Annotated in this window: 11 protein-coding genes; 4 read left to right on the top strand and 7 right to left on the bottom strand. The window is 64.4% G+C overall.

Going from position 1 to position 11,540, the window contains the following annotated elements; translation table 11 throughout:
- Window positions 1-252 precede the first annotated feature (252 nt).
- The 3 genes from MOV75_RS13005 (at window position 253) to MOV75_RS12995 (ending at window position 3,117) form a co-directional block, all read left to right on the top strand.
- Complete coding sequence (locus MOV75_RS13005) at window positions 253-1,938, top strand: long-chain fatty acid--CoA ligase (protein WP_246924053.1); 1,686 nt, start codon at window positions 253-255, stop codon at window positions 1,936-1,938.
- 12 nt (window positions 1,939-1,950) lie between these two features.
- On the top strand, window positions 1,951-2,523 hold the full coding sequence (locus tag MOV75_RS13000; protein ID WP_246924056.1) for a DUF924 family protein: 573 nt from the start codon (window positions 1,951-1,953) through the stop codon (window positions 2,521-2,523).
- Window positions 2,524-2,631: 108 nt separating this feature from the next.
- The gene (locus MOV75_RS12995; protein WP_246924058.1) at window positions 2,632-3,117 is read left to right on the top strand and encodes a peroxiredoxin; all 486 of its coding nucleotides are present in this window, start codon (window positions 2,632-2,634) and stop codon (window positions 3,115-3,117) included.
- Between the two features lie 150 nt (window positions 3,118-3,267).
- Here MOV75_RS12995 and rnhA read toward each other — a convergent pair whose 3' ends face one another.
- The 3 genes from rnhA to ispH are packed head-to-tail and all read right to left on the bottom strand — an operon-like array spanning window position 3,268 to window position 5,687.
- A complete protein-coding gene (gene rnhA / locus MOV75_RS12990; RefSeq protein WP_246924060.1) occupies window positions 3,268-3,732 on the bottom strand; it encodes a ribonuclease HI in 465 nt (154 codons plus the stop codon).
- Window positions 3,729-4,712 carry a homoserine kinase gene (locus tag MOV75_RS12985; RefSeq protein WP_246924062.1) on the bottom strand — a complete coding sequence of 328 codons (984 nt, stop codon included), beginning with the start codon at window positions 4,710-4,712 and terminating at the stop codon, window positions 3,729-3,731. Before MOV75_RS12985 ends, rnhA begins: the two co-directional genes overlap by 4 nt.
- 6 nt (window positions 4,713-4,718) lie before the next feature.
- Window positions 4,719-5,687: a 4-hydroxy-3-methylbut-2-enyl diphosphate reductase gene (ispH, locus tag MOV75_RS12980; RefSeq protein ID WP_246924064.1), complete on the bottom strand. Its 969-nt coding sequence runs from the start codon at window positions 5,685-5,687 to the stop codon at window positions 4,719-4,721.
- 243 nt (window positions 5,688-5,930) lie between these two features.
- Between ispH and MOV75_RS12975 the strand changes: the two genes are divergently transcribed.
- Window positions 5,931-6,626, top strand: coding sequence for a DUF1013 domain-containing protein (locus MOV75_RS12975; RefSeq protein ID WP_246924066.1), 696 nt, complete (start codon window positions 5,931-5,933; stop codon window positions 6,624-6,626).
- A gap of 129 nt (window positions 6,627-6,755) precedes the next feature.
- Here the strand turns inward: MOV75_RS12975 and MOV75_RS12970 are convergent, their stop codons facing one another.
- The 4 genes from MOV75_RS12970 to MOV75_RS12955 all read right to left on the bottom strand — a co-directional run.
- The gene (locus tag MOV75_RS12970; protein ID WP_246924068.1) at window positions 6,756-7,502 is read right to left on the bottom strand and encodes an OmpW family protein; all 747 of its coding nucleotides are present in this window, start codon (window positions 7,500-7,502) and stop codon (window positions 6,756-6,758) included.
- Between the two features lie 192 nt (window positions 7,503-7,694).
- On the bottom strand, window positions 7,695-7,964 hold the full coding sequence (locus MOV75_RS12965; RefSeq protein WP_246924071.1) for a hypothetical protein: 270 nt from the start codon (window positions 7,962-7,964) through the stop codon (window positions 7,695-7,697).
- A gap of 238 nt (window positions 7,965-8,202) precedes the next feature.
- Window positions 8,203-10,113, bottom strand: coding sequence for a propionyl-CoA synthetase (locus MOV75_RS12960; protein ID WP_246924075.1), 1,911 nt, complete (start codon window positions 10,111-10,113; stop codon window positions 8,203-8,205).
- Window positions 10,114-10,482: 369 nt separating this feature from the next.
- The coding region (locus MOV75_RS12955) for a tetratricopeptide repeat protein (RefSeq protein WP_247005879.1) at window positions 10,483-11,540 on the bottom strand (1,058 nt) is incomplete at its 5' end.

The raw sequence follows: 11,540 nt of genomic DNA, 5'->3' as shown, positions 1-11,540 counted from the left end.
CCGAAGCCCGCCAAACCCAAGGCCGCGACCAAGCCGGCCGCCAAGCCGGCCAACAACAGTTAACGGCGTCCCTCAGCGCGACGGACGGCGCTTCGCACCTGCGGCAGCGCCGTTCGCGATGATTCCGGTAGCGACGCCCCGACCTTTGCCCTAAGCCTCGACCGCTTGCCACACGTTCCGGCAGGTTCGATACTGGCGGCAATGAGGCAAGCCCGAGACACAACGGGCTCTGGTCAACGAGGGGAGTTTTCCATGGAGCGCATCTGGCTCAAGCAATATCCGCCCGGCGTGCCGGCCGATATCGAGCCGACCCAATACGCATCGCTGGTCGACCTGCTGGAGGAGAGCTTCACCAAGTTCGCCGACCGCAAGGCGTTCATCTGCATGGACAAGGCGATCAGCTACCGCGACCTCGACCAGATGTCGGTCGCGCTCGCCGCCTATTTGCAGGGCCGCGGGCTGCAGCGCGGCGCGCGCGTCGCCCTCATGATGCCGAACGTGCTGCAATATCCGGTGGCGACTGCCGCGGTGCTGCGCGCCGGTTTCGCCGTCGTCAACGTCAACCCGCTCTACACCCCGCGTGAGCTCGAGCACCAGCTCAAGGATTCCGGCGCCGAAGCCATCGTCGTGCTGGAGAACTTTGCCCACACCGTCGAACAGGTGATCGCGAAGACCGCGGTGAAGCATGTCATCGTCGCCAGCATGGGCGACCTGCTCGGCTTCAAGGGCGTGATCGTCAACCTCGTCGTCCGCCGCGTCAAGAAGATGGTACCGGCATGGTCGCTGCCGGGCGCAGTATCCTTCAACGACGCGCTCTCGGCCGGCCGCGGCATGACCTTCAACAAACCAAAACTCTCGCCGGGCGACGTCGCCTTCCTGCAATATACCGGCGGCACCACCGGCGTTTCCAAGGGCGCCACCCTGCTCCACCGCAACATCGTCGCCAACGTCTTGCAGAACGACGCCTGGCTCCAGCCGGCGATGGCCGCGCCGCCGCATGTCGATCAGCTCATGATCGTCTGCGCGCTGCCGCTCTATCACATCTTCGCGCTGACGGCCTGCTACCTGCTCGCGGTGCGCGCCGGCGGCTGCAATCTCCTGATTCCCAACCCGCGCGACATCGCGGGCTTCGTCAAGGAGCTGGCGAAATACCAGGTCAACAGCTTCCCGGCCGTGAACACGCTCTACAACGGACTGATGCACCATCCCGACTTCAAGAAGCTCGACTTCTCCAAGCTGAAGATCTCCAACGGCGGCGGCATGGCCGTACAACGCCCTGTTGCCGAGCAGTGGAAGGCGATCACCGGCTGCTTCATCGCCGAAGGCTACGGCCTGTCGGAAACCTCGCCGACGCTGACCTGCAATCCGGCGACCGCGACCGAGTTCACCGGCACCATCGGTCTTCCCGTGCCCTCGACCTGGATCTCGATCCGCGACGACGACGGCAACGAAGTCCCTCTCGGCCAGGCGGGCGAGATCTGCGCCAAGGGGCCGCAAGTGATGTCGGGCTACTGGAACAGGCCGGAGGAGACCGTCAAGGTGATGACCGCGGACGGCTATTTCCGCACCGGCGACATCGGCGTGATGGACGAGAAGGGCTACACCAAGATCGTCGACCGCAAGAAGGACATGATCCTGGTCTCCGGCTTCAACGTCTACCCGAATGAGATCGAGGAAGTGATCGCGAGCCATCCGGGCGTGCTCGAATGTGCCGTGATCGGCGTCCCCGATTCCAAATCGGGTGAAGCGGTGAAGGCTTTCGTGGTGAAGAAGGACCCCAACCTCACCGCCGAGGCGGTGATCAAATTCTGTCACGAGCAGCTCACCGGCTACAAGGTGCCCAAGCACATCGAGTTCCGCAACGACCTGCCCAAGACCAATGTCGGCAAGATCCTGCGCCGTCAGCTCCGCGACGAGAAGAAGGCGGAAGCGGCGTAAGCCGCACCGCCGATGACGGACGTCGGAGACATCGCGCCATCAGGCATTCTCGCCTTCTGGCGCGAGGCCGGCCGCGAGCACTGGTACAAGCGCGACGACGCTTTCGACGCGGAGGTCAGGCGCCGCTTTCTCGCTGTGTGGCAGAAGGCGGCCGCCGGTGAGCTTGCATCATGGGAGAGGAGCGACGACGGCGCGCTCGCGCTGGTCGTCGTGCTCGACCAGTTCCCCCGCAACATGTTTCGCGGCGATCCCAGGACGTTTTCCAGCGATGCGCTGGCGCGCGACGTCGCCCGCCGGGCCATCGATCGCGGCGTCGATCGCAGGATCAATCCGGTGCTGGTAGAATTCCTCTATCTGCCTTTCATGCATTCCGAGCACTTGCCCGACCAGGAGCATTGCGTCGCCCTGTTTCAAAATGCCGACAATGCCAACAAGTCTGACAATACCGAAAACCTGAAATACGCCCGGGAGCACGCCGACATCATCCGACGGTTCGGCCGCTTTCCACACCGCAATCGCGTCCTCGGGCGTCCGACCACGGAGGAAGAGCAGGCCTTTCTCGACAGTGGCGGCTTTTCGGGCTGATGACATCGAGGTGATGGGCCGCCGCCTCCGCCGCTTTCCCCGCTAGCAATATTGTGCAGGCCCGCCGCACGGTCTAAAAAGCGGGACCGATTTTCAGGGAGACTGACGATGGCGATCCAGACTGGCGACAAGCTGCCCGAGACGAAATTCCGCGTGATGACGGCGGAAGGTCCGCAGGTGAAGACCACCGACGATATCTTCAAGGGCAAGAAGGTGGCGCTGTTCGCGGTGCCCGGCGCCTATACCGGCACCTGCCACAAGATGCATCTGCCGAGCATCTTCCTCAACGCCTACGCCATGAAGGACAAGGGCGTCGACACCATCGCCATCGTCTCCGTCAACGACGCCTTCGTCATGAACGCCTGGAAGCGCGACACCGACCAGCGCGACGAGGCGATCTTCCTCGCCGACGGCAATGCCGAGTTCGCCAAGGCGATCGGCATGGAGCTGGACGCCTCCGCCAACGGCCTCGGCATCCGCTCCAAGCGCTATTCGATGCTGGTCGAGGACGGCGTGGTGAAGAAGCTGAACCTGGAGGCGATGCCCGGCAAGGTCGAGGTCTCCGGCGGCGATACGCTGCTGGGGCAGCTGTAAAGTTAGACCCCGGCTCCTTCCAAGCAGGAAGTGTCGTAGGGTGGGCAAAGGCGCACTTGCGCCGTGCCCACCATCGCTCCATGATCAGATGAAGCCGTGGGCACGCTCCGCTTTGCCCACCCTACGAAACCGGGCGACGACAGCGCGCCCCTACTCCGCCAGCCTTTGCTGCAACCGCGCCTTCACGATCCCGTCACGCGCGAGCTGATCCGCACGTTCGTTCTCGGGGTGACCGGCGTGGCCCTTGACCCAGTGCCAGCGCACCTCATGGGCCTTCAGCGCGGCGTCGAGGCGCTGCCATAGCTCGACGTTCTTCACCGGCTTCTTGTCGGCGGTGCGCCAGCCGTTGCGCTTCCAGCCGAAGATCCATCCGGTGATGCCCTGCCGGACATACTGGCTGTCGGTGTAGAGATCGACGGTGCACGGCTTCTTCAGCGCTTCGAGCGCGGAGATCGCCGCCATCAGCTCCATCTGGTTGTTGGTGGTGTGGCGCTCGCCGCCGTTCAGCTCTTTTTCCTTGTCGCCGAACTTCAGGATCGCGCCCCAGCCGCCCGGCCCGGGATTTCCCGAGCAGGCGCCGTCGGTATAGATCGTGACATTGGGAAGCTCGCTCACGCGACCAGTCCTGACGGCATCAGTCCGTAATCGCGCGCGCTGGACACGCTCTGGTGAAAGCGCAGCTTGCGGAAATATTCCAGCGGATCCTTCGGCTTGACCAGCGCACCCTCGGGCACGTTGAGCCAGTCGACCAGCCGCGTCAGCAGGAAGCGGATCGCAGCGCCACGCGCGAGCAGCGGCAGCGCGGCCTCTTCCGCCTCCGAAAGCTTTCGCACCCGGCCATAGGCATTGAGGAAGGCGCGCGCCTTCGTGACGTTGAACGAATGATCCGGTTCGAAACACCAGGCATTCAGGCAGATCGCGACGTCATAGGCCAGCATGTCGTTGCAGGCGAAGGTGAAGTCGATGATCCCGGAGAGCTTGTCGCCAAGGAAGAAGACGTTGTCGTTGAAGAGATCGGCGTGGATCACGCCCTCCGGCAGATCGTTCGGCCAGACCCCGCTCGAGAGATAATCGAGCTCGGCGGCGAGAAACGCATGCAGGCCCGGCTGGACCTCATCGGCGCGGCTTGCCGCCGCGTCGAACAGCGGCCGCCAGCCCGACACCGACAGCGCATTGCCGCGCTTGATCGCAAAATTGGCGCCGGCCAGATGCATCCTGGCCAGCCCCTCGCCGACACCGGCGCAATGCGTCGCGTTCGGCTTGCGCGGCCAGACGCCCTCGAGAAAGGTGATGATCGCGGCCGGACGGCCCGACAGCTCGCGCAGCGCCTCGCCGTCTCTCCCCTTTACCGGCAGCGGGCAGTTGACGCCGTGCTCGGCGAGATGCGTCATCAGCGCCAGGAAGAACGGCAGATCGTTCTTCGCCACGCGCTTCTCATAGAGCGTGAGGATGAACGAGCCTTGCCCGGTGTGCAGAAGGAAGTTCGAATTCTCGACGCCCTCGGCAATGCCCTTGTAGGAGAGCAACTCGCCGAGATCATATTGCTTCAGGAAATCCGCAAGCTCGTCGGCGGCAACGTCGGTGTAGACCGCCATAAAAGTCTACTCGGCGGCAGCTTCAGGGCGCACCTGACGGGGCAGCGGGAAGAATTCGTTCTCCTCCGCGGCCGAGACCGTCTCCACATGCAGCGTGTAGCGCTCGGCGAAGGCGTCCATGATCTCTTCGACGATCACCTCCGGCGCGGATGCGCCTGCGGTGATGCCGAGGCTCGCGATGTTGCCGAACTTGTCCCAGTCGATGTCGGTGGCGCGCTGCGCCAGCACCGCGATCCCGCAGCCCTCGCGCTCGGCGACCTCGCGCAGGCGCTGCGAGTTCGACGAGTTCGGCGCACCGACCACGATCAGCGCGTCGACCACCGGCGCGACCTTCTTCACCGCGAGCTGGCGGTTGGTGGTGGCGTAGCAGATGTCTTCCTTGTGCGGCCCGTTGATGTTCGGGAAGCGCTCCTTCAGGAGCGCCACGATCTCCGCCGTGTCGTCGATCGACAGCGTGGTCTGGGTCACGAAGGCGAGGTTGTTGGGGTCCTTCGGGGCGATGGTCTTGGCATCCTCGGCGGTCTCGATCAGGGTCACGGCGCCGGTCGGAAGCTGGCCGAGCGTGCCGACCACCTCGGGATGATGGGAGTGGCCGATCAGGAAGATCTCGCGGCCACGCTTGAAGTGGATCGCGGCCTCGCGGTGCACCTTGGTCACCAGCGGGCAGGTCGCATCCAGCGAGAACAAATTGCGCGACTGGGCGTCGGCAGGAACCGATTTCGGCACGCCGTGGGCCGAGAACACAACCGGTGCGGTGGTGTTTTCCGGGATTTCGGCGAGCTCCTCGACGAAGATGGCGCCCTTCTTCTTCAACCCGTCGACGACGTACTTGTTGTGCACAATCTCATGGCGAACATAGACCGGGGCGCCGTATTTATCGAGCGCCCGTTCCACGGTGTCGATCGCCCGGACCACCCCGGCACAGAAGCCACGGGGAGAACAAAGCACGATCTTGAGGTCTGGTTTGGCTGACATTGAGCGATCTCGGGACCGAATCACCTCGCCAAATGGGCGGGAAGCGGTCGATGGATGGAATAGGGCTTGGGTACGGGCTTACAGGGAATTGGGCCCCCTTTCGGGCGCTGTCAAGGCACTATCTATAGCAGAACCATTGCGTGGCTACCCCCTCCGGGCTTATATAGCGCGAATTCCCAGTCATCGCTGATGACCACCGGTTTCGCCTCCAGAGGGGTGGGCGAAGCACAAAGGAGATTTGCCATGAGCAACGCACCTCTGATGCCCAAGGCGACCGCCGTCTGGCTGCTCGACAACACCGCGCTGACCTTCGACCAGGTCGCCGATTTCACCAAGATGCATCCCCTCGAGGTGCGCGCGATCGCCGACGGCGATGCTGCCCAGGGCATCAAGGGCATGGACCCCCTCTCCAACGGCCAGCTGACCCGAGAGGAGATCGAAAAGGGCGAGAGGAATCCGGATTACCGCCTCCGCCTCCAGGAGAGCAAGGTGGTGCTGCCGCCTCAGCCCAAGCGGAAGGGCCCGCGCTACACCCCGGTCTCGCGCCGCCACGAGCGTCCGAGCGCCATCCTCTGGCTGCTGCGCAACCATGCCGAGCTCAAGGACGCCCAGATCATGCGCCTGGTCGGTACCACCAAGAGCACGATCGCGAGCGTGCGGGACCGAACCCACTGGAACACCTCCCAGCTGACCCCGATCGACCCTGTCACCCTCGGCCTCTGCTCGCAGATCGAGCTCGATTTCGAGGTGGCGCGCGCGGCCAAGGAGAAGCCGATCGACGCAGCCTATGGCGGCGCAACCCTGCTGCCGGCCTCCGAGACCACCAAGAAGGACGAGTTCGAGCCCGCCGAGCGATCGAGCGACGACCTCAACCTCGACGCCGTATTCGCCAAGCTGAAGACGCTCGGCGGCAAGAAGCAGGAGGACGAGGAGGGATAAGGCTCCGCTCTTCGTTCATTCACCATCGAATGCAAACGCGGCGGGAAAACCCGCCGCGTTTTTGTTTTGCGCACCTTCCCGGCGTTCGCCGGGACGACAGCGGAATTTGTTGCTCTATGCGAGCGTCCCTCAGAACTTGTACGTCACGCCCGCGCCGACCAGCCACGGATCGATATGCGCGGTGCCGGTGACCGGCAGGCCGGAGACGATCGCGCTGTAATCCGGACGCAGCCAGAGCTTCTTGACGTCGACGTTGAGACCCCAGTGCCGGTCGATCATGTAGTCGAAGCCGAACTGCACGGCGCCGCCCCATGCGTTGCTGACGTGCAAGTTGGTAGTGGTGGCGACGATCGCAGGCGGACCGGCGATTGCGGCAGGCGAATTGGCGGCGGAATTGTTGAAGAACACGGTGTAGTTCACGCCGGCGCCGATATACGGCTTGAACGCGCCGAAATTGTCGAAGTGATATTGCAGCGTCAGCGTCGGCGGCAGCAGCGTGGTCTTGCCGATCGGTAGGCTCGCGAGCGAGCCGGTGCCGCTGATCGAGTGCCGGGTCACGCCGAGGATCAGCTCGGCCGCGATGTTCTTGGTGAAGAAATAGCTGATGTCGAGCTCGGGGACGACCTGGTCGCTGATCGACAGGCCGGAATTCGGCGAGGACAGCGAGGGCACGCCCGCCACATTGACGGTCGAGCCGCCGGCATCCGGTAACACGCCGAGCACGCGCAGGCGCACCATCCAGGGATTGAACGCCTCCACCGGTGGCGGCGCCTTCTTGTAAACCGGCAAATCGGCGGCTTGCACCGATGCTAACGTGCCCGCGATCATCGCGCCAACCGTCGCAAGCCGCGCCAGGTTTCTTGTCGTTCTCTGCATTTCAGTCCCCTTCAGCCTTCTCTCGCGCGTCGTTGCGCGACACGAGCGTCAGAGCAGAAGGGGACCGCTGAAGGATTTGATGCCGATCAATTCAGGCGAAGGTCGCCACGATTTGGCCACGGCGTTGCAGATGTGCCACGGAAACAACGAATGCGTTGTGCGCGGCGCGGCAGGATAATGCCGCACCTCACATCAAGGCCGCTCGGGATGGTTCAGCATGTATTCGCCGAGGTCGCGCTGGCGACGGTCGGCACGCGCGGTGGCGGCATTGCGCTGGACGTCACGGTCCTTGCGGCAGACCACGTATTCGGGCGAACCTTGCGCATAGCCGCGGCTCTGGCAAACCGCGTCGTCATCGTCACCGCCCACCGCCACCGGCGTCTGGTAGCGCGCGGAGCAGGCGGAGAGAGCGATGGCGAGCAGCACAGCTGCAAGCAGGCGCGGCGCGGCGGTGAGTGGCATACGAGGTCCCCTGTTGGCCGGCCCTCTTTAGCGCGGAATGCGGAGATTGTAAGTCCCTGGCTGAATGCCGCCCTCCCCCCGCAGTCATTCCCCGCGAAAGCGGGGAATCCAGTACGCCGCGGCGGTCATTGGGTCACACTGCTGCCCCGGCGTACTGGATCACCCGCTTTCGCGGGTGATGACGGCAGAGGTTGGGTAGCGGCCCCGCGTCTCACTGGCATGACCGCCAGAGCAAACCTCACACCCTCCCCTTCAGCGCCTCCCCGATCTCGTCGAGCGTCTTGGGATCTTCGATGGTCGCCGGCATGGTCCAGGACTCGCCGTCGGCGATCTTCTTGATGGTACCGCGCAGAATCTTGCCGGAACGCGTCTTGGGCAGCCGGCCGACCGTGATCGCGAGCTTGAAGGCGGCGACCGGGCCGAGCTTGTCGCGCACCAGCGCGACGATCTCCTTCTCGATCTCAGCTGGCGCACGCTTCACGCCGGCCTTGAGCACCAGGAAACCGCAGGGCACCTCACCCTTGATCGCGTCCTTGACGCCGAGCACCGCGCATTCGGCGACATCGGGATGCGAGGCCAGGATCTCCTCCATGCCGCCGGTGGAAAGCCGATGGCCGGCGACGTTGATGATGTCGTCGGTGCGGCCCATGACGAAGACATAGCCGTCCTCGTCCTTGTAGCCGGCATCCGAGGTTTTGTAATAGCCGGGGAATTCGGTGAGATAGGCTTCCCTGAAACGCTCGTCCTGATTCCACAGCGTCGGCAGGCAGCCCGGCGGCATCGGCAGCTTGATGACGATCGAACCCATGGTGTTGGGTCCCACCGGCTTGGCCGCCTCGTCGACGACATCCACCTGATAGCCCGGCATCGGCACCGTCGGCGAGCCATGCTTCACCGGCAGCATGCCGAGCCCGACCGGGTTGCCGGCGATGCACCAGCCGGTCTCGGTCTGCCACCAATGGTCGATCACCGGCACCTTCAGCTGCTGCTCCGCCCACTCGACCGTCGGCGGATCGGCGCGCTCGCCGGCGAGGAACAGGGTGCGGAATTTCGACAGGTCGTATTGCCGGATGAATTGTCCTTCCGGATCATCTTTCCGGATCGCGCGGAACGCGGTCGGCGCGGTGAAGAAGGCAACGGCCTTGTGCTCGGAGATCACGCGCCAGAACGCGCCGGCATCGGGCGTGCCGACCGGCTTGCCCTCATACATGATCGTCGTCGCACCGTGCAGCAGCGGGCCGTAGACGATGTAGCTGTGACCGACCACCCAGCCGATATCGGAGCCGCACCACCACACCTCGCCCGGCTTGACGCCGTAGAGGTTGAACATCGACCATTTCACCGCGACGAGATGGCCGCCATTGTCGCGCACGACGCCCTTCGGGATGCCCGTGGTGCCCGAGGTGTAGAGGATGTAGAGCGGATCGGTCGCGGCAACGGGCACGCAAGGTGCCTTCTTGCCGTCGTTCAGCGCCTTGCGGCGCAGGCTCGCCCAATCATAGTCCCGGCCCGGGGTCAGGTCGCAGGTCAGCTGCGGACGTTGCAGCACGATGCAGGCCTTCGGCTTGCTGCCGGCAAGTCTGATCGCCTCGTCGAGCAGCGGCTTGTACTGCACGATACGGCCGGGCTCGATGCCGCAGCTCGCGGAGAGAATGAGTTTCGGCTGCGCGTCGTCGATGCGGGTGGCGAGCTCTTTCGCAGCAAAGCCGCCGAACACCACGGAATGCACCGCGCCGATCCGCGCGCAGGCGAGCATTGCGACCACGGCCTCCGGCACCATCGGCATATAGAGGATGACGCGATCGCCCTTGGCGACGCCAAAATCCTGCATGATGGCGCCGAGCGCCTGCACCTCGTTCAGCAGTTCCGCATAGGTCAGTCTGGTGACGCTGCCCGTCAGCGGTGAATCATGGATCAGCGCGACCTGGTCGGCGCGGCCGCGTTCGACATGGCGGTCGAGCGCGTTGTAGCAGGTATTGACGACGCCGCCGGTGAACCAGCGGCCGTAGGTTCCCTGCGCGGCATCGAAGATTTTCTTGGGCGGCTCGATCCAGTCGATCTCTTTCGCCGCCTCGGCCCAGAAGCCGTCGGGGTCGGCGAGAGAGCGCGCATGGACCTCGTGATAACGACTTTTACCGTCGACCTTCATTCCCGCGCTCCCGTCCCTTTATTCGCCTAGCCTGAACCTTGTGGCAGGACAGACGTCCCGCCATGACCAGGATCAATCGCCGGCCTTGTTGAGGGCTATTTTCCCGGGAACGGGCCGCGGTTCAAGCTGAAAAGGAGGGGCCTTTTGGCGGAGGCGGAGCCGCTGCGGCAACGGCGGTGCACTCCCTCTCCCGCTTGCGGGGGAGGGCTGGGGTGGGGGTGCCTCCGCGTCGGGATTGCCGAGGCTTTAGCAGGAAGTCCCCACGAGGAGAAAGCCCTCACCCGCCGCGCTCTTCGAGCGCGTCGACCTCTCCCGCAAGCGGGAGAGGTGACCAAGCCAGCCGCTCGACTTCAGCTTCTTCAGCGGCTTTCAGCTATCCATCGCATTCAGCTTCTGCAAGCGATCCTGCATGGTTTTCTTCAGGTCGTAGCCCGGGCGACCAAAGCTGGCGTTACGGAGGCTGAGGAAATCGCGCTGGGTCTTGCGCAGCTCGCCAGCCGCGCGCTTGCCCGCCGATTTCAAGACGCGATCGTAGGTCTCGGCGATCTGACGGTCGAGCACGCCCAGTTGCGGATCGGCGCAGATCACCTTCTCGACCTCACGCCTGGCCGTCCCGCATGAGAACGACGGACCGTTGCCGGACGCCGCATTCAGCGCCCGCGGCGGTTCAGTGCCGAATTTCGCGATCTCGGCGATCATGGCGCGGCGACCGCTCGCGGCGTTGTCGTTGGCAGGATCGAGCCGCAAGGCCGCCTCGTAGTCGGCCAGAGCCTTCGCGCGCTCACCCATCTTCTTGTAGAGCACGGCGCGGTTGTTGTAGGTCTTGGCAAAGCTCGGATCGAGCTTGAGCGCGGCGTCATAGTCGCTCAAGGCAGCCCCGAGCTCGCCCTTGAACTGGTAGGAATCGCCGCGATTGGTCAGGAAGTTCGGGCGCTGCTCCCGCCGGATCGCCTGGTCGTAATCGGCGATGGCCTTGTCGTACTCACCCATCGCGGCATAGGCGAGGCCGCGATTGTCATAGTATTCGGGCTGCTTCGGATCGAGCCGGATCGCCTCGCCGTTGTCGGCGACCGACTTGTCGTACTGCCCGAGCTTCTTCCAGGCCGCGCCGCGGTTGGAGTAGGTGCGGGGCCGGTTGGGGTCGAGCCGCAAGGCCTCGTCGAAATTCTTGATCGCCTTTTCGTTGTCACCGCCGAGATAATAGGTCGCGCCGCGGTCGGACCAGGCCTGCGCATAATCCGGCTTCAGCTTGATCGCCTGGTCGTAGTCGGCGAGCGCGCGGTCGAGCCGGCGCTGATTGGTATAGACGACACCGCGCAGCTCAAAGGCTTCCGCATTCTCAGGATCGAGCGCGATCGCCTTGCTGAGGTCAGCCGCGGCGCGATTGAGGTCGCCGCCGGCCTCGCGCAGGAGGTCGCCGCGCAGGC

Origin of the sequence: Bradyrhizobium sp. PRIMUS42 (assembly GCF_023006515.1) — a bacterium.
GTDB lineage: Bacteria > Pseudomonadota > Alphaproteobacteria > Rhizobiales > Xanthobacteraceae > Bradyrhizobium.
Note: the sequence above shows the minus strand (reverse complement) of the source record. Positions and strands in the feature narration are given on the sequence as shown.